14 protein-coding genes and 1 riboswitch are annotated in these 19,033 nt (G+C 56.1%); of the genes, 4 read left to right on the top strand and 10 right to left on the bottom strand.

The window, feature by feature from the left end:
* Window positions 1–178: 178 nt before the first annotated feature.
* The 5 genes from M3223_RS23145 to M3223_RS23125 form a co-directional block, all read right to left on the bottom strand.
* On the bottom strand, window positions 179–4,714 hold the full coding sequence (locus M3223_RS23145) for a glycosyl hydrolase 53 family protein (protein WP_251566077.1): 4,536 nt from the start codon (window positions 4,712–4,714) through the stop codon (window positions 179–181).
* 299 nt (window positions 4,715–5,013) lie between these two features.
* Window positions 5,014–5,481, bottom strand: a complete 468-nt coding sequence (locus M3223_RS23140; RefSeq protein ID WP_251566075.1) for a peroxiredoxin — start codon at window positions 5,479–5,481, stop codon at window positions 5,014–5,016.
* A gap of 46 nt (window positions 5,482–5,527) precedes the next feature.
* Complete coding sequence (locus tag M3223_RS23135) at window positions 5,528–6,328, bottom strand: ABC transporter permease (protein WP_251566073.1); 801 nt, start codon at window positions 6,326–6,328, stop codon at window positions 5,528–5,530.
* A gap of 1 nt (window position 6,329) precedes the next feature.
* Window positions 6,330–7,124, bottom strand: coding sequence for an ABC transporter permease (locus M3223_RS23130; protein WP_251566071.1), 795 nt, complete (start codon window positions 7,122–7,124; stop codon window positions 6,330–6,332).
* Entirely contained in the window at window positions 7,117–8,337 is a 1,221-nt protein-coding gene (locus M3223_RS23125) for an ABC transporter ATP-binding protein (protein WP_251566093.1), read from the bottom strand. Before M3223_RS23125 ends, M3223_RS23130 begins: the two co-directional genes overlap by 8 nt.
* Before the next feature lie 308 nt (window positions 8,338–8,645).
* On the opposite strand from M3223_RS23125, the gene M3223_RS23120 reads away from it, so the two are divergent.
* The 3 genes from M3223_RS23120 (at window position 8,646) to M3223_RS23110 (ending at window position 12,563) form a co-directional block, all read left to right on the top strand.
* Entirely contained in the window at window positions 8,646–9,737 is a 1,092-nt protein-coding gene (locus M3223_RS23120) for an LCP family protein (RefSeq protein WP_251566069.1), read from the top strand.
* A 707-nt stretch (window positions 9,738–10,444) separates the two neighbouring features.
* Window positions 10,445–11,794 carry a glutamate-1-semialdehyde 2,1-aminomutase gene (locus M3223_RS23115; protein ID WP_251566067.1) on the top strand — a complete coding sequence of 450 codons (1,350 nt, stop codon included), beginning with the start codon at window positions 10,445–10,447 and terminating at the stop codon, window positions 11,792–11,794.
* Between the two features lie 217 nt (window positions 11,795–12,011).
* Complete coding sequence (locus tag M3223_RS23110) at window positions 12,012–12,563, top strand: GNAT family N-acetyltransferase (RefSeq protein ID WP_251566065.1); 552 nt, start codon at window positions 12,012–12,014, stop codon at window positions 12,561–12,563.
* Window positions 12,564–13,175: 612 nt separating this feature from the next.
* On the opposite strand, the gene M3223_RS23105 is transcribed toward M3223_RS23110, so the two are convergent.
* A complete protein-coding gene (locus M3223_RS23105) occupies window positions 13,176–13,757 on the bottom strand; it encodes a histidine phosphatase family protein (protein WP_251566063.1) in 582 nt (193 codons plus the stop codon).
* A gap of 149 nt (window positions 13,758–13,906) precedes the next feature.
* Between M3223_RS23105 and M3223_RS23100 the strand changes: the two genes are divergently transcribed.
* Window positions 13,907–14,080, top strand: a complete 174-nt coding sequence (locus tag M3223_RS23100) for a hypothetical protein (protein WP_251566061.1) — start codon at window positions 13,907–13,909, stop codon at window positions 14,078–14,080.
* A gap of 80 nt (window positions 14,081–14,160) precedes the next feature.
* Here the strand turns inward: M3223_RS23100 and M3223_RS23095 are convergent, their stop codons facing one another.
* From M3223_RS23095 to M3223_RS23080, 4 genes are all read right to left on the bottom strand, one after another.
* Window positions 14,161–14,778, bottom strand: coding sequence for an ECF transporter S component (locus M3223_RS23095; protein WP_251566091.1), 618 nt, complete (start codon window positions 14,776–14,778; stop codon window positions 14,161–14,163).
* A 67-nt stretch (window positions 14,779–14,845) separates the two neighbouring features.
* Window positions 14,846–16,882, bottom strand: coding sequence for an ATP-binding cassette domain-containing protein (locus M3223_RS23090; RefSeq protein ID WP_251566059.1), 2,037 nt, complete (start codon window positions 16,880–16,882; stop codon window positions 14,846–14,848).
* The gene (locus M3223_RS23085) at window positions 16,855–17,742 is read right to left on the bottom strand and encodes an energy-coupling factor transporter transmembrane component T (RefSeq protein WP_251566057.1); all 888 of its coding nucleotides are present in this window, start codon (window positions 17,740–17,742) and stop codon (window positions 16,855–16,857) included. The genes M3223_RS23090 and M3223_RS23085 overlap by 28 nt, the downstream gene beginning before the upstream one ends.
* On the bottom strand, window positions 17,742–18,599 hold the full coding sequence (locus tag M3223_RS23080; RefSeq protein ID WP_251566054.1) for a DUF4430 domain-containing protein: 858 nt from the start codon (window positions 18,597–18,599) through the stop codon (window positions 17,742–17,744). Before M3223_RS23080 ends, M3223_RS23085 begins: the two co-directional genes overlap by 1 nt.
* Before the next feature lie 168 nt (window positions 18,600–18,767).
* A riboswitch (cobalamin riboswitch) is annotated at window positions 18,768–18,967 on the bottom strand.
* Window positions 18,968–19,033 lie beyond the last annotated feature (66 nt).

Raw genomic sequence — 19,033 nt, 5'->3', positions numbered from 1 at the left:
GCCTCCTCGCTGAGTCCATCTTCGCTTAATATGTCCAAACGAGGTTGTTTTTACCAGCCGCCTTTCAAATGCCGCGAAACAAAAAAACAAGCCCTCCCCATATCGGGAAAGGCTTGCTTCGGTTGATGCCAGCTGGCCGGCTGATAGTTTCCGTTAAAGCTCTAATTCAACTGCTAACTCAGTAAGTCACCTGCGCTCTATCCACAACGACATACGTATTGGAAGACGAGCTGTTTTTGGTGTTTGTTACCCGCACTTTGACCGTATGCGGCCCCTGCGCCAGCGGGCCGGAGTTGAAATACGGCACGATCTGGCGCGTCGGCGCGTACAGATCGACCATCGTTTCCGGGCCTCCGTCGATGGAAATCGCGGCGATGCCATGCCCCGGATCTTTGGCGCCAATCAGCGTAATTTCCGTACCCGTGAACCTGAAGTTGAAATAGCTGCCGGACACATTGGTCCAATGATCGTTCGCGCTGCTCGACCAGGTGCCGACATATTGGAACTGGTTGTCGCCGGTTCCTGTAGCGGTATCCTCAATTTCAGCCGCAGTGACAACACCCTTGAAGGCGCTGAGCGCTTTTGTGAACTGCAGCTTTTTTTCCCCGACAAGCTTGCTAGCGCCAAGCGGATAGTTGTCCGGCAAAATTTCCGGCGCCGATTCCGGCTCCCAGTAAAACGTGCCAAGCCCTTTTCCGCCGGGCACCTTTGCAATTGCCTTTTGCGTATCCTCCAAAATTTTGTACGTGCCGACCGGATCGGTTGCATGGCCGCCAACCTCCGTAACGACAACCTCTTTGCCGTATCGCGCAGCCATGTCGGTCAGATTGTTGGTCAGTCCCTGGACGTTGTTTCCGCCGATCCAGAACGGGTAGTACGAGAAGCCAAGCACATCCATTTTGCCGCCGTTGCTGACGAATTGATCAAACCAGTTGCGGGAAAAGGTATTGTCCGAGCCGCTGGACAGATGCACGATCACCTTCGTTTTTTCATTAACGGCCTTAATCGCGTCGTAGCCGCTGTTAATTAACTGCGTCAATTGATTGAAGTTGGAAGTGCTGCCCTCCGGCCAAATCATGCCGTAATTAATTTCGTTGCCAACCTGAACCCATTCCGGATCGACGCCGTTTTGCTTCAGCGTGTTCATCAGGTCATAGGTATAGTCGTACACAGCCGTTTTCAGCTGCGCAAAGCTGTGTCCAGACCATGCTCCAGGCTTGTACTGCTTGCCGGGATCAGCCCAAACGTCGCTGTAATGCAGCGTGAGCATAATGCGGAAGCCGAGGTCGCTTGCCCGTTTCGCCATGGAGACAACGCTGGCTTTATCCGCAAAACCGAGATAGCTGGTCACTCCGCCCTGCGTAAAGGTGCTGCTCGCCGGGGGATTAACAAAGGCGCGCAAACGGATGGAATCAACGCCGCTGTCCTTCAAAATCTGCAGCGCGTCCTGCTCGACGCCCTGATCGTTAACCCACTTGTAGCCGAGGCTTTCCAGCTGGCTCAGCCAGCCCACATCGGCGCCTTTTGCAGCGTCTTTAAGCGGCCAGATCGTGTCCGGCTGATCCGCGACGCTTGTTGTGCTTGCCGTGCCGGAAGCCAATCCGGCAGCCGTGGCGGTTACCGTAATGGCGCCCGCATTGCGCGAAGCCTGAAGCAGCGCCGTGGCGATGCCAGCCGAGGCGTTCGCCGGGTTAGCGTTAATCGAGCTGTCGCCGACGATCCGTCCCGGTCCGGCAACGCTGAACGTGATGGCATTGGCGGCCGTCGGGACGACGGTTCCGTTGGCATCAACAACTTTGGCGTAAACGAACACCGCGTCCGCCCCGTTTGCCGTGAGCGCTTTGTTCGAGGTCTCCATTTCCAGCTCGATGCGCGCCGGCGCGCCCGGAGTTTTGACCGTATCGGTTGCCACGACTTGGCCGCCGATTAAAGCTTTTGCCATCAGCGTGCCCGCCTGGAACGCTACCCCGCTAAACGTAAATGGAGCATGTTTCAGATAGACCGATTTGTTATCGGTGTCCGGGCTTTTTGTGGCGATTTTGGTGCCGTTTACATAAAGCTCAACCTGTTCGGCGTTGCTGTACACCTTCACATCGGTCGGAGAAGAGCTTGTCCAGTTGTTCGCAATTTTCACCATCGGGCCGGAATCGATGCCTGGAATGAGCAGATTGGGGTCCCGCTGGCTTTCATACAGGTATTTCGAGAATTTCGGCAGCCGGAACAGATCGTAGACGCCGGACTGCTGCGGAGAAACGCTGAAGCCGTTGTTATAGTCGATCGACACCCATTGCCCGTCCACCGTAAACCATGACTTGCTCCGGTTGAGGTTGAGCGCCTCCTGGAAGTTGGCCGCCTGCTGCAGCATCGCCGCCTCCCCGTCCGCGCGGGCTACGCGGCTTGTGCTGTTCGCGCCGCCGAACTCCCAGTCGCCGTATTCGCTGATAATAATCGGTTTTGTACTGTCTGTGTTGCGGATTCCATGCTGCGCGGCGCCGATGAAAACATCGTACAGATAGCCGAACTGCCAGCCTGCCGCATAACCGCCCGGATACTCCTGATGCACGATATTCACTGCATTTTGCGCAAACGTCTCCGTCATGTACGATTCATTAAGCGAGGCTTCCCAGGCAATGATCGAAGGATGGTTGCGGTCCCTGCGGATCATGTCGCGAATCTCCTGATAGGAGCGGTTCTGGAACGTCTCTCCGCCAAAATACTGCCAGCCCGAAATGCTTTCCAGCACCATCAGGCCAAGCTCGTCGCATGCTGCAAGGAACGCCGGGTCAACCGGATAATGAGAGGTGCGCACATACTGGAAGCCGGCCTCCTTCAGCTTCACGGCCTCGCGGTACTGCCCTTCGTTGGACACGGCGTTGCCAAGGTACGGGTAAGCCTGATGGTGGTTCGTGCCCATCCCTTTAAAACGCTGCCCGTTCAAAATCAGGCCGCCTTCATGAGAGAATTCGATGGAGCGGATGCCCGTATTCGTCGTTTTACTATCAACGGGCTGGCCGTCCTTCAGCACGACCGAATGCACTTTATACAAATAAGGAGAGTCCGGCGACCACAGCTGCGGATTGTTTACCGTAAGGCTCTGCGTAATCGTTACGTCGCTGCCGGCTGCCAGCGCTTGAGCGGCGCTCGTATTTTGCGCGACGACGTTATTGTCCTTGTCGACGATTGTAGTAAGCACCTGAGTAGTTTGAGAGGCTGCCGTTTCGTTAAGGACATGCGTTTTCACCTGAATTGCCGCGGAGGAGGCGCTTACATTGCCGGATGTGACAAACACGCCTCCCCCGCCCGGTTTATTCGCATAGACCGGATCGGTGATATGCAGCTTATTCATGATGTTCATCCGCACATCCCGATAAATGCCGCCCTGGTACAGGAAGTCCAGACTGTCCTGCCCCCTTCCCGGAGGAATGTCGGCATTATTCGTATTGTCGGCTTTGACGGCAATGATGTTGTCGGTCCCGCCGTAGGTAATCGCATCCGTAACATCCACCGTGAAAGGCAGGTAACCGCCGTAGTGCGTCGCGAGCAGATTGCCGTTTACATACACGTCCGCTTTTTGCATGACGCCTTCAAATTCGATGAATACTTTTTTGCCGCTGTACGCTCCGTCCACGAAGAAGTGCCGGCGGTACCATGAAATTCCCTGGTAGGAGTCGCTCACATCCGCCTTTTCCAGCATAGCGGAATGAGGCAGCGTTACATCCTCCCATGTAAAATCATCAAAATCAACCGCCTCGGCTCCAGGCTTATTCCCCCGGTAAAACTTCCAGCTGTTGTTGAAGCTCAGCGTCCGGTGATCCGTAACCGGAGGCGCATATTCCACCGGCTCTGGAGCCGCAGGCGTGATGTTGACCTTGGCCTTGTCCACCACGACGTTTGTATCCGTAGCGAGATTGTTTTTCGTTCCGGTAACCCGTACTTTAACCATGTGAGACCCCCAAGCCAAATCAGGTGATTTGAAATACGTTACTGTTTTGCGCGCGGCGGCGTAAAGATCCACCGTTACCTCCGCCCCTCCGTCGATGGAAATCTCGGCAATCCCATGTGCAGGGCCTTTGGCGCCGATCAGCTCAACCGCCCTTCCTTCGAATCGGAACGTAAAGGAAGCATCAGTCGTTTTGCTCCAATGGTCGGAGGAACCGCTCTGCCAGGAGCCTGTATATTCAAACTGGCCGCTGCCGGTTCCATACACGCTGTTCTCCACCGTAGCGAACGTTTGCGGCGGGATGTCGTTCGTAACGGACACGCTGTCCACCGGGATGAACGTGCCGGACGACGCGTTGTTTTTCGTTCCTGTTACCCTGACTTTGACCGTATGCTGGCCAGGCGCAAGCACGGACGACGTGAAGTACGTCACCGTCTCGCGCGCGGCTGCGTACAGATCTACGCTCGTCTCCGTCCCGCCGTCAATGGAAATCGCGGCAATGCCGTGTTTCCAATCCTTTGCTCCTTTAATTGCGATTTGCGTGCCGTCAAACTTGAACTCAAAGTAAGCGCCTGACGAGTTGCTCCAATGATCGGCGTAATCCGACTGCCAGCTGCCGACATAGTTGAATTCGCCAACTCCTGTTCCCGTTTCCGTATCCTGAATGACCGAAGGAGCCTCCGCTTCCGCCCATGCTGTAGTTGACGGGGCAATTGGAGCCGCAAATGTCCATAACAACATGATAATCGCAATAAGAGAAAAGGACCTTTTCACACCCATTAACCTCCTTTAATTTTAACAGATAAGGTAAGCGGTTTCATTAATATCCGTTCTTCCTCCTCCTTTTCTCGCGCTATGCGGCAGCCCCATATCTATTTGACCTTTCGAGATCAATCATAAATCTTCTGAAAATTGTTTCCCATGATTCAAATTTAGTAAAAAAATCCAGAATTATAGTCTAAAAGATACAGTGTTTCGCCATTGCTCATAAAAAAAAGAGGGCCGCAGCCCTCCTCTTTGGTTGCACCGCCAAGCGATGCGGTATTTGATTATCGGTAGTCCGGCGTGCCGCTTTAATTCAGACTGGCGAGCACCGCCTCGGCATGGCCCGCCACTTTGACGCCGCGCCATTCCTTAACGAGCCGGCCTTTTTCATCAATTAAAAAGGTAGAGCGGACGACACCCATATACTCCCGTCCATACAGCTTTTTCAGCTGCCAGACGCCGTACAGCTCCGCAACCTTATGCTCTGTGTCCGACAGCAGCGGAAACGGCAGGCTGTGTTTGGCCCGGAAATTGCCGTGCGACTTGACGCCGTCCGTGCTGATACCAAGCACAATCGCGTTAGCATTGCGAAAATCCGGCTCCGCATCGCGGAAGTCGCAGGATTCCTTTGTGCAGGCAGTGGTGTTGTTTTTCGGATAAAAATAAAGGATGATCTTGCGCCCCAGGTAATCGGAAAGCGATACCTCCGGCTTGTCCGCTCCCGATGCAGGGAGCGTAAAGTCGGGAGCCGGGGCGCCAATTGTAACATTCGACATGCCAAAACTTCCTTTCGAGAAAATACAGCTCCAATACAGCTTCGCCCTACGAACCTGCTCCACGGTACCTTTTCACGCCATGGTTCCACACCAGCATGCCCAGCGTCATGAACACGATGCCCATCACCGGTGTCAGCAGCGCGAGCTGTCCAAGTCCGTCGCCGTGATCTCCAAGGAAATACGAGGCCGGGATGACGCCGACAAAAGCAAACGGGATCAGCCAGGTCAGCACAAAACGGATCACTTTGTTATAAATGTTGATGGGATAGCGGCCGTAGTTCTGAATGTTGTACATGAGCGGCAAAATGCCGGTCGGCGCATCCGAGTAAAATGCGATTGCCGTCAAGGCCGTGTACAAACCGGCGTACACTAACACCGCCCCGATGATGAGTACGATCATGATCGGAATGTCCCAGAATTCCAGCGGCAGGCCAAGCTCAATCCAGCAGGCGACCATGATAATTACGCCGGCCAGGGAACCGATCAGCGAAGGCGGGTCCATATTTTCCAGCGTAACCTGGATCCAGTTATGAGCAGGCCGGGTCAGGACGCGGTCCATTTCCCCTTTTGTAATGTAGCGCTCGCTGAAGCTCCACAGGTTGAAAAACGTGCCAAAAATGCCGAACGGAATCATGAAAAAGCCGTAAACAAATATAACTTCCGCCTCGCTCCAGCCGCCCAAGGTCGGCGTATGCTGGAATACGATCAGAATGAAGATCAGATTGAGCGCCTGAAAGCTAAGATCGGCCAGCAGCTCAATCCAGAAATCGGCCCGGTAGGTCAGCTTTGTTTTGGCATAGTTTTTAAAGTAATCCCAAAATAGGGACGCATAAAATCGAATGTTCATGTCAACCTCCCTGTACGAACAGCCGGCGCCGCGCCGCGCGCCAGACGAGCGCAATCGGGATCAGCAGAACGGCGAACCAGAGCAGCTGAATGCCGAGCACGCCCGGTATTTCGCTGGCCGGAGTCCGCCCCGTGAATACGGAGCTTGGCAAATACGTGATGGCCTGAAACGGCAGCCATTTCATCGACTCGCCGAGCCAGCCCGGGAAAAAGCTGATGGGCAATATAACGCCGGAGAAAAGATCCACCGCCACCCGCTTCAGCCTCATCATGCCCTCGCTGCTCTCCACGAAAAATGCGGCCAGTCCCGTTAAAATATTGATTTGAGAGTTAATCAGGAATGCAAAAAAGAGCATTACCAGATAAACCGCCCAGGTGGCGGGGTCAGTCGGCAGGCGAACCGGAAACAGCAGGCACGCCAAGACCATGCCGGGAATCATAAAGAGCAGAAAACGGAACAACCCCTCCCCGAACCCCTGCATCATTTTGACGACGAGGTAGTTATAGGGACGGATCATCTGAATGGCGACGCTGCCGTCACGAATCTCGTTGCTGATCTCCCGGTCCAGATTGTTAAAATAGAACGCCCGCGCCATCCAGGATACGGCGACATAGGTTGTCATCTGTCCGATCGTGAAGCCGGCAAGCGACGTCTGATCTCCGTAAATGGCTCCCCACAGAAAGTAATACGCCCCAATATTAATCGCATAAATAATAATCCCGCTGTAATAATTGACGCGGTAGGCGAGCATCATCAGAAACCGGATGCGGATCAGATCCACATAAGCGCTAGCCACGTTGAATCGGCTCCTTCCCTTGCAGGGCCGCTTCGTTGTCGCTTCCGGCTTTATCGGTCGCGGAAGCTGTTTCACTGCCGGTGGAAGCGGAGCTGCTGGCCGCAGGCGCAGAAGCGGTCTCTTCCGAAGCATCGGCTGTCTGCGTTGGAGCTGTCACTTCCTCTGTTTCGACCGCCAGCTCGGCAGCACGCGTTTTGCCCGGCGACGCGGCGTCCCCGGATTGATAAATTTCGCGGACGATATCGTCCGTATTCGTTTCGACAATTTTCATATCGCGAATATCGAGCCGGGTTTCGCCAACGACCCGTGCCAGCGCATCGGCCACCTTCACTTCATTGGGCAGCCACATGGACGCCGTAACGTCGTTGTCTGCGCGCCAGGTTACGCCTGGAAGCCCCGCCGTCAGCTCCGCCAGCTGCCCGGTTTTGATCCGGTCGCCGAACTGGAATACAATCTCGCGGCCACGGCTCCAGCGGTTTTTCAGCTCGTCCAGCCCGCCGTCGTAAATGATGCGTCCGTCATCCAGCATAATAACGCGGGTGCACAGCGCTTCGATATCCTGCAGGTCATGCGTTGTCAGCAAAATCGTTGTTCCCTGCTCGCGGTTAAGCGTTTTGAGGAAATCGCGGATTTCCGTCTTAACAACAATGTCGAGGCCGATCGTCGGCTCATCAAGGAACAGAATTGAAGGATTATGCAGCAGACTGGCGACAATTTCGCAGCGCATCCGCTGGCCGAGGCTGAGCTTGCGCACGGGACGATTGAGCAGCTCGCCAAGCTGCAGCCGCTCTACCAGCTCGTCCAACCGTTTGCGGTAATCCTCCTCAGGCACACGATATACCTTTCGCAGCAGCTGAAAAGATTCGATAACGCCGATATCCCACCAAAGCTGCGACCGCTGGCCGAAAACAACGCCGATGCCGCCGACAAATTTTTCGCGGTCCTTATGCGGAACAAATCCATTCACCCGCAAATGTCCGGCCGTAGGCACCAGAATGCCGGTCAGCATTTTAATCGTGGTTGATTTGCCCGCCCCGTTCTCACCGATGTAACCGCATATCTCCCCTTGGGGAATCTCAAAGGAAATATCTTTGACCGCCATAACCTCGCGATATTCCCGTTTGAACAAATCTTTGAGGGCTCCGGACAGCCCCTCCCTATTTTTTTGAACGTGAAACTGCTTGCGCAGATCACGCACCTCTATAGCCGGCATGTTAGTCATGACTGGCTCCTTTCAGGTCTCTCGACATTTCCCGGGAAATGGAAGCGAAATTCCTCTTCCTGCGGCAAAGCTTGCGCCATGCCCACCCCGGATTTATAATTTTATGATATGTTACGACAGCTTGGGGAAGCAAGCGACAGGGGTTTTCGCCGTTTGCGGCTGATCGGGCCGGATGAGCGTGCAGTTTCCCGGCAATGCTCTATTTATAGATATTTACCGCAAAATGTTCATGATGGTATGGATGATGCCGATTTACACAAGGAATCATCACAGATAGTGAAGGGAGATTTTACTGCCGGATGGAAAGCAGAAAAGATCGGCATCAAACGCCGGGCAGAAGCAAAACCGCTCAGCCTAAGCCTCCGAAAAGCAAAAAACGCCGCCCTTGGCTGTGGGTTTTGTTTTCCGTTGTGCTGCTGATGGCTGGTATTGTCGCTTATTTTATTGTCGATAACTACAACGCATTAAACGGTCTGGAGAAAGATCCGGATAAATCGATTTTTAATCAATTCGAGAATAACACTCAGCTAGAAGCGCCGCCTGAATGGGAAGGCACGGAGCGTGTCAACATTCTGTTTATGGGCGGCGACGGCAGGGGCAAAAAAACGTCCCATGAACCGGCCCGCTCCGACTCCATGATGATTGTGTCGATTGATCCCGTCACAAAAAAAGCGCATCTATTCTCGCTGCTGCGCGACACCTGGGTCCAAATTCCCGGACACGGACACGGCCGCGCCAACGAAGCGATCGTATACGGCGGCTACAAGCTGAGCATGCAGATGATGAGCGAGCTTACGGGCTTGGAAATTCAATATTACGTCTACACGGAGTTCGAAGGCTTTAAGTCGCTGGTTGACGCAATCGGCGGCATCAACATCGATGTCGAAAAGGATATGAAGTACACCGACAACGCCGACGGCAACCGTTACGACATCAATCTCAAAAAAGGCTATCAGGAGCTGAACGGCGATCAAGCGCTGCAGTACGTGCGCTTCCGCCATGACGCAACGAGCGACTTCACGCGTACGGAGCGCCAGCGCAAATTCCTGAGCGCCGTCGCCGATAAGATGAAAAACCTCGGCAACATCACGCAGCTGAGCACGATTATCCGCAAAGTCAGCCCGTTCATCGAAACGAACCTGTCGGCGGACGATATGCGCCGCCTCGGCTATCTCGGCTTCGGCCTGCAAAATGCCGGCACCGCACAGCTCCCGCCGAGCAAGCTGCTTGCAGACGAGCGCGTGAACGGCGCATCGGTGCTCGCCATTACTGACGAGGACAAGCTTCGCGAGTATGTGCAGGAAACGCTGGCGGAGGATAAAAACGCTCCTTCCCCATCGCCGTCGCCGGGCGAAAACTCCGGCAGTCCGGTTAATGCGGAGTCGCCGTGAGGCGGCGGCTGGAGCTTGAGAGCTGTTTCATCCCGGCTTGCACCGCCGATTAGCCGTGTAGTCCAATACAGGGAGAGCAGAACTAACTGCTCTCCCTGTATTGTTCCAGGCTTGTGGCGCGAGGCTTAAGGGTTTTTGGCAACCTTATTGGCGCGGGTTTCTCGGTTTGAGTCTCCCGTAAGGGCGTTTGACGTCCTTACTGGCGCGGGTTGCTCGCTTTTCGCCTCCCGTAAGGTCGTTTGACGTCCTTACGGGCGCGGGTTGCTCGCTTTGCGCCTTCCGTAAGGTCGTTTGATGACCTTACGGGCGCGGGTTGCTCGCTTTGCGCCTCCCTTAAGGTCGTTTGACGTCCTTTCGGGCGCGGGTTGCTCGCTTTGCGCCTCCCGTAAGGTCGTTTGATGACCTTACGGGCGCGGGTTGCTCGCTTTGCGCCTTCCGTAAGGTCGTTTGACGTCCTTACGGGCGCGGGTTGCTCGCTTTTCGCCTCCCTTAAGGGCGTTTGACGTCCTTACGGGCGCGGGTTGCTCGCTTTGCGCCTCCCTTAAGGTCGTTTGACGACCTTACGGGCGCGGGTTGCTCGCTTTGCGCCTTCCGTAAGGTCGTCTAACGCCCTAACCGCGCGAAGCATTTTATATCACCACTTCAATTTTCATCATCCAAAACGCATCCTCTAACTTTCTAAGTCTTCGATCAGGAGGTCATCCCTAATGTCCCATACATCCGAAACTTCCTTTGCCAAACCAGGCTCCTCCCGGGCCGCGTCCGAGCGGCTGTACAGCGAGGCGCTCCAGCATATCGTCGGCGGCGTCAACAGCCCGAGCCGTTCGTTCAAAGCGGTCGGCGGCGGCGCACCCGTTTTTATGAAGCGCGGCCAAGGCGCTTATTTCTGGGATGTCGACGGCAATCAATATATTGACTATCTTTGCGCCTATGGCCCAATCATTACCGGACATGCACATCCTCATATTACCGAGGCAATCAGCCGCGCCGCCGCAAACGGCACGCTTTACGGCACGCCGACCGAGCTAGAAATCCATATGGCCCGCATGCTGAAAGACGCAATCCCCTCCCTCGACAAAGTGCGCTTCGTCAATTCCGGCACCGAGGCTGTCATGACGACGATTCGTGTCGCCCGCGCCTATACCGGCCGCAATAAAATCATCAAATTCGCTGGCTGCTATCACGGCCACTCCGATCTCGTGCTTGTGGCGGCGGGCTCCGGTCCTTCCACGCTCGGCATCCCCGACAGCGCAGGCATTCCGCAAAGCATCGCCAGCGAAGTCATCACGGTGCCGTTTAACGATGTCGACGCGCTGAAAATAGCGCTGGAGCGTTGGGGACCGGAAACGGCAGCCGTTATGGTCGAGCCGATCGTGGGCAACTTCGGCATGGTTATGCCGCAGCCGGGTTTCCTCGAGGAGCTTTGCCGTCTTACCCGCGAGGCAGGAGCGGTGGTCATTTACGACGAGGTCATTACCGGCTTCCGCTTCCATTACGGCAGCGCGCAGACGTTCGATGCGTTCCCGAACGCGGCGGCCATAGAGCCGGATCTGACGGCGCTCGGCAAAATCATCGGCGGCGGCCTGCCAATCGGCGCATACGGCGGCCGCAAAGATATTATGGAGCAGGTCGCTCCGCTCGGTCCGGCTTATCAGGCCGGCACGATGGCCGGCAACCCGGCTTCCATCGCCAGCGGCATCGCCTGCCTGGAGGTGCTCCAGCAGCCAGGCGTGTATGAGCGGATGGACCGGCTCGCCGCCGGGCTGGCGGACGGGCTGGCCGATCTGGCGTCCCGCTACGGCGTGCCAATGACGGTTAACCGTATTCGCGGCGCATTTTCCACACATTTTTGCAATCATCCGGTAACCAACTACGAGCAGGCGCAGGACACGGACGGCGAGCAGTTCGCCCGCTTCTTCCGCCTCATGCTGGATCGCGGCATCTGTCTGGCACCTTCCAAATATGAGGCATGGTTCCTGACAACCGCCCATACGGAGGAAGATATCGCCCGCACGCTGGAAGCAGCGGCGGCCGCTTTTGCCGAGATGGCCCGCTAAACTGCGGAGACGATCGTTCAACAACGTGCAAGCCAGGTTTCCTACACGGAGCCTGGCTTTAAATTTAACTATATTTAAACTCTCCCTGCCCGAACGGGTAAAATAGAATACATTGGAATGACAAGCCTGAACGAGAAATCAGAATTGCCAACGGACGGATTGGAAGGTTAGACTTTGGCTTTAGGGGCGCTTTTTTTACTCAAAAGGAGGACAAGCAATGATGAGCTGGCAAGGAGCGCGCGTTCGTTTGCGGCCGATTAATCCTGAGGATTGGGAGCTTTTTCACGATAACGATGGAGATATGGAAGCGGCGAGAGCATGCGACCTGATCTATTTTCCGCGCTCCGAGGAAGGGACCCGGCAATGGGCGGAAAAAAAAGCGGAAGAGGAGCCCGAGGGCGACAGCGTGGCTCTTGTGATCGAGACGCTTGATGGCGAGCTGGTCGGAAGTTTGAACGCCCATCACTGCGATCCCCGAGGCGGAAGCTTCCAATACGGCATCGCCCTTTTCCGCCCGCATTGGCGTAAAGGGTACTCGTCTGAAGCTGTACTTCTGCTGCTGCGGTATTTTTTCCACGAGCTGCGTTATGAAAAAGCCACTGCCCATGTGTACGGCTTCAACGAAGCCTCGATCAAGTTCCAGGAATCGCTTGGATTCCAGCTGGAGGGCCGCTTACGGGAGCAAATGTTTACAAACGGACGCCGCCACGACGAGCTAATTTACGGGATGCTGCGGCGGGAATTCGACGTGTTGTACCCTAGTCGGTAAGAGCTGACGGGCGCGAGCCTGGAACCAAATTGAACGGACTGCTCATTCTTAGGGACAAGTATTAGGCTCCAACCGCCTGGCTTGTCCTCCTCTTCACCATGTTAAGACCATTAAGGCCTTATTTTCACTTCAATCACGTGTTCTGACAAATATAAGACCAATAAAGGCCTTATTTTCACTTCAACTACGTGTTCGGACAAATATAAGACCAATAAAGGCCTTATTTTCACTTCAACCACGTGTTCTGACAAATATAAGACCAATAAAGGCCTTATTTTCACTTCAATCACGTGTTCGGACAAATATAAGACCAATAAAGGTCTTATTTTCACTTCAACCACGTGTTCGGACAAATATAAGACCAATAAAGGTCTTATTTTCACTTCAACCACGTGTTCGGACAAATATAAGACCAATAAAGGTCTTATTTTCACTTCAACCACGTGTTCGGACAAAAATAAGACCGATAAAGGCCTTATTTTCAAATTTCATCGCATTTCAAACAATATAAGACCAATAAAGGCCTTGTTTACTCTAAAAAGAGTGCCTGCTTCATCCTCCCCTACGAGCGCCCGCCGAGAACCTCCATGTGATTATCCGATATTTTGAAAGTCATTCCGCTTCAGGCGTCCACATCCGTTCCGCATCCACCAGCCGTCCGCCGTCAAAGCTGAGCTTGTATACATCCGGCATAGATGCGTTTTGCCAGAAATCGAATCCGTAATTGGCATCCCAATGATGCAGCATCGCGGACATAATTCTCCCATGCGTGCCGACGGCAATTCCTTGTCCGGCAAAGCCCCTCAGCAGCTCCTCCATGGCTGTAACGGCTCGCAAGCAAGCCTCATTTGCCGACTCCCCGCCGGGCAGAGCGTAGTCCTTATCGGTAAAAGAGCGGCGCATCGCGCCCACAACCTGCTCCCAGGAAGCGGCAACGTCGTCTCCGGCGATGGATCGCTCTCTAAACTCCTCGCACAGCTGAACGTGCAGCCCTTTGGCATCCGCCAGCGGCTGAACCGTTTGAACCGCTCTGATGTACGGGCTTGAAAATACGAGATGTATCTCTTCCTTGGCAAGCAGCTCCCGCACCTGAAGGGTGTCACGCAAACCCTTTTCTGAAAGGCCGCGGCTGCTCTCTTCCCCATGCTTGTAAACCGATTCCGCATGTCGAATCATATAAACCGTCGCTCTCATTCAGGCCTCCTAAAGCGTTCGAATTTCAGCAGCAAACTATTTCGCAAACGCTTTCAAATTATCTCTTATCATCCGTCATATCTCTATTCTACGCTCATATGATATACCAGCAAGTCTTCTTCAACACCTTGCCGAGAGGGGAAATGATCATGCCGTCCATTGTACTTCAGCTCGCGTATTTGGTCATCTTCGTCTGGTCCGTTTTTCATCTTGTCCAGGATCTCCGGCTCTCCCGCAAAGATTGGCTGAACATGCTGCTCTATTTGGCCGTGGCGCTCGTGGCGCTGAATTGGCTTTTGGATTCTTTAGGATGGAAGTTGTAACGATCGTTAAAACCAAAAACCGTTTCAAGCCGATTGCGGCTGAAACGGTTTTTTCTTGCGCGGATTAACAGGCAGGCGCTCTAATGCTCTAACAATCCGTATTTCAGCTTGACTCGGCCCAAAATTTTGAGCCAGATGCCGGAAAACAGCGTTAGGAAAAACACATTCGACAGGCCATGCGTCAAATCGAAGGCAAAGCTGGCGGCGTATGAGGCAAAAACGACCTGCCAATTCAGCGTTTCGACAAATCCGAGCAGCCCCCACAGGTTCATAATCCAGCCGAAAAGAAATCCCCAGACGAGGCCAAATAGGTTTTTGCCCCACAAGCTTCCCATGAACCGGGTGTTGCGCAGCAAACCTGCCGTGAATCCGATCATGCCCCAGCTGAACATTTGCCATGGCGTCCACGGTCCTTGGCCGAGAAACAGATTGGAGACGATCGCGGCGATTGCGCCAACGAGAAAGCCTGTCTCCGCTCCAAACACAAGCGCCGCCATAATAACAACAAACGACACCGGCTGCACGCTCGGCAGCGGCGCAAACGGAATGCGGCTGACCGCCGCGATTGCGCCAAGCATGGCGATGAGCAGCAGCTCCTCCGCACGCAGTCTGCGGCGCTCAAACCGGATGAAAAACGGCAGCATCGCTAAAAAAACCATAAGGAGGCTTAGCGGCAAGTAAAGCTCTCTCCTCCACATTGTTGCCAGCAGTACAGCCCCCGCTGCGGCAAAACACAGCGCATATACAGCCCATCCCGTACGGCCTTTAATCATAGCCCAAATCCTTAAGCGTCAGCAGCTCCGGCAGCAGCTCTCCGGCGGCGCGGCGAACAGCGGTTGTGTAATAATAGTTGTCTTTCATAAAATCGCGGGTGCTCTGCAGTCCGGCCATTTGCCCGTCGAACAACAGACCGCAGCGGTCCGTATAGGCAGCGGCGAATTCGACATCGTGACTGACCATAAGCAGCGTTGTTCCTTTGGAGCGGATGTTTTCCAGCAGTCCGGCCAGCCGGTGTTTGGACTCCGGATCAAGCCCTTTAGTCGGCTCGTCGAGCAGCAGCAGCTCCGGCTGCCCAAGCAGCACCAGGAGCAGCGCAAGCTTCTGCTGCTGGCCGCCGCTAATGTCGTAGGGATGCCGGTCCTGCAAACCGCCTAGCTCCAGCAGCTCCTCCAATTCTGCCAGAGGAGAAGCGGAGCGCTCCAGCCCGAGCCTGCGAAGCCGGTCCTCCAGCTGGCTGCCAACCGTATCCCGCGTAAAATAAAGCAGCGGGTTCTGCGCGACATAGCCGATCCGGCTGCGCGCTTCGGACCCGCCCTGCAGCTTGCGGCGGCCAAGCTTCTCTCCACCAAGGCTAATAGCACCCCGCTGCGGCTCAAGCGCGCCCGCGATGCACTGCAGCAGCGTCGACTTGCCCGCGCCGTTGCTGCCAAAAAGCGCCATCCATTGGCCCTGCTCAACCTCCAGCGACAGCCGGTTGAGCACAAGCGCCTCGTCTTTGCCGTAGGCAAAAACGAGCTCCCGGCATTCCAGCAGAGCCGGAGCGTCCGGGCTGCTGGGGGCGTTGGATTTGCTGCTGCCAGCGGCTGTGCCGGCAGTGCCGGATGAGCCGCTGGCGGCTGCCGTTCCGGCGACGCTGGATGCTACATTGCCAGCTGCCGCACTTGCAGTGCCGGATATGCCGCTTGCGGCTGCCGTTCCGGCGACGCTGGATGCTACATTGCCAGCTGCCGCACTTGCAGTGCCGGATAAGCCGCTGGCGGCTGCCGTTCCGGCAAAAGCAAGCTGCGTTGCAAGCCGGTCCTGCGAGCCGCGCAGCCAAGCTTTTCCCTCGCGTACTGTGAGCGGCACGCTGGCGGCGCGTCCCTTAGCAGTGGGAGCGTCTTCGCCAGAAAAGCGCGTTCCCTCCTGTTCCGCATAGCTGGCTTGAGGAACGTCGGCGGCCGGACTGTTCCTAGCTGGCGAAGACAGAGCAGCAAATGTAGATTGGGGGTTCATCCCTTCCGGCTCAAACGCCATAACCGATTTCCCGTTCGCTTCCGTCTGGGCGAACATCCGGGCAATCGACGGCAGGAAGCGCAAAGCCTCCATGCTCCCTTCGCCGCCGATCCGCAGCGCGGCCTCTCGCGGCGTTGCATTGCAGGCGATGCGCCCGTCCCGCAGCAGCACGACCCGCGAAGCCAAAGGGAATAAATCCTCGAAGCGATGCTCCGAGATGACAATTGTGAGGCCAAGCTCCTCGTTCAGCCGCGACAGCAGTCCGATGAACTCGCGGGCTGCAACGGGATCGAGCTGTGCGGTCGGCTCGTCGAGCAGCAGTGTTTTGGGCCGGAGCGACATGACGGATGCCAGGTTGAGCAGCTGCTTTTGCCCGCCGGACAGCTCATGCACTTCACGGTGCAGCCAGCCCTCCATGCCGAAAAACGGCACCAGCTCGCCAAGTCTACGCTGAATCGCTGCCGCCGGATAACCGAGGTTCTCCAACGCAAACGCCAGCTCCTGCCATACGGTGCTCATGACAATCTGGCTGTCCGGGTCCTGGAACACCATGCCGATCTCCTCCGCCGAGCGGCGAGGCGGCAGCGAATCCAGCGGCTCTCCATCGTAACGGATGCTGCCCTCCAGCCGGCCCTCTGGAGCAGCCTCCCGTTTCAGCTGGCGCAGCAGTGTCGTTTTGCCTGAGCCCGACGGGCCGCATAACAGCACAAACTCCCCTTCTTCAATGGACAGGCTGACGTCCTTCAGCCTGAGCTCTTCCGAACCGGGGTAGCGAAAGTTTACATGTTCGATCTGATATGACGCCAATGCAGCCTCTCCTTTTCATTCATAATAAGCGGCAGCGCCAGAAAAGCCAGATAACTCGCCAAATGCAGCCAGCCGAGCGGCGATTCTCCAAGCGGTTCCAGACGCGGGTATACCTCATACGCATGCACGCCCATAAGACGGCCGATCAGACTGTTTCCGCCGACAACGAGCAAAACCCAGCATACAAGCCAATCGCGCCCATCCATTGTCTGCTCGTCAGCGCTGCTTCGGCGGCCAATGCCATACCCTCTCGAACGCATGGACGCCGCCGTCTGCAGCGCCTCCTCCAGCGACCAGGAGACAAGCGCATGCAGCGTCTCCATCGCCTCACGCGCGTAACGTCTGCGGCCCATACCGTCGGTAAAATAGCCCATTGCCCGCTGTACCGTCATAATGGCTTTGAGACGCCGGGTCAACAGCGGCACAAAACGCATCGTTACCGTTACCGCAAAAGCCGTTTGCGGCGCAATCGGCGACAGCAAAAGCAGCAGTTTGCCCGGGTTTAACACCAAATTCAGGGCAGTGAAGGCGATCAGCAAACAGAGCATCGACACGCTGAACAGCGCGCCGTAAACGACCGACTCCAACGTAACCGCCCGATCCCACACATAAAACAGAATCGTTGCCCCTCTGCTGGAGAATAGCGGGTTAACGATAAATATAAACAAAGCTAGAATCATATATCCGCCGATGCTTCTGCGCAAAGCCCGTCCGCCGTCCAGCGATAGATTAAGGCCAATAACTGCCGCCAGCGTTGCGCCTAACAGCAGCGGATGCAGAAACAGCATGCAGAATGACAGCAGCAGCGCAAAATATAGGAAGCATACGCGGGGATGAAGGCTGGCGAATCCGTAAACCATCAGCCGCCGCCTTGCGTGCCGCTTGCATCAGGAGCGCCCAGATCGTCGCCGTAATCAAGCGTGTACATCCAGCGCACCTCGTCGCCCGGCTTAAGCGCATAACTTCCTGCGCTTTTTTTGGGGAATTCTCCGTTCACGCTGAACAGCCAGCCGCTGCCGGGGCCGTTATCGAATTCATAAATATTGTCGATGCCGACCACATAAGCGGCGGCTCCGGTTCCCTTGAACTCCAGCTGGATTTTGCCGCTGCGCGTCGCTTTTTTAAGCGCGTCCATGACGGTGGAATCCTCTCCGATCTCCACCTTGGCGGAGTCCAGTATCGTTCCCGTATCTTCTGGGCCGACGATGCTCAGCTGCACCGTCTTTTCCTTCGGCTGCGGCTTCTCGGACGGGCCAGCCTTCCCGCCCCCGGGCTTCGCCCCTCCGGCGGGCGGCGTTGCGGCGGGTTTATCCCCCGCCGCTCCCGCCGCTCCCGGCTTCGCCGTGGCCTGCGGCGCGGCCGTCTTCGCCGGGGAAGGGGACGGGGACGCATCCGCTGACGCTCCTGCGTCAGCCCCTGTCCCTGTCCCCGGCTGCGCATCGGCCTCGCCGCGGCCGCCGGAGGACGAATCGTCCTCCGGCGCTCCTGTCGGCGGCGGGGCGGTCTGCGACCCCGCCCCGCCGGCGCCGTCCGGGCTTGGCTGCGGCGATGCGCTCGCAGCCGGCGCGGTGCTTTGGAGCGCGGCCGTCTGCCGCTCTCCGGCGCCGCCTCCCGCTGCCCCGCTGTATAGCCATGCCGTTCCGGCCACGATCAGCGCGGCGGCGGGAATGCCGAGCAGCTTCCATTTGTGGCGGGCCCAGCCTGTTGAACGTTTCATTCCACTCTCCCCAATCTATACAAACACTTTATTGATTCCGTCCGCGCACGCCGCCCGGTCTTCCATAAACGGCAAAAAGCATCTCCCGTAGCGGAAGATGCGAATGACAAGCGGACCGCCCAAAGAAAATACCTCTTGAGTCCGCCGACACCCCATCCTCGTGGGCTTGACCGATTGGATCAAAAGGCAGGTCTCCTGGCTTCGCGTCATGGCAGGACGCTGCCCCCCTTCCCGTTCCCTGAGGGAACAGTGGTTCATAGGCAGCCGCTCGGCGTTACAGTGGCGGGACCGCGCCGAAGTTGCATCGGCTTCCCTATTAAGCTGCCGGAGATTGCTCCGCCCGCAGCACCTTTTGAGCATATGAAGCGGTGCTCCGCGTAACGGATCCGCTATACAACTACCTTCCATTGTAGCAGATTACCCCCCGGAAGTCC

The sequence above is a fragment of the Paenibacillus pasadenensis genome (assembly GCF_023715725.1).
Lineage (GTDB): Bacteria > Bacillota > Bacilli > Paenibacillales > Paenibacillaceae > Paenibacillus_O > Paenibacillus_O pasadenensis_A.
Note: the sequence above shows the minus strand (reverse complement) of the source record. Positions and strands in the feature narration are given on the sequence as shown.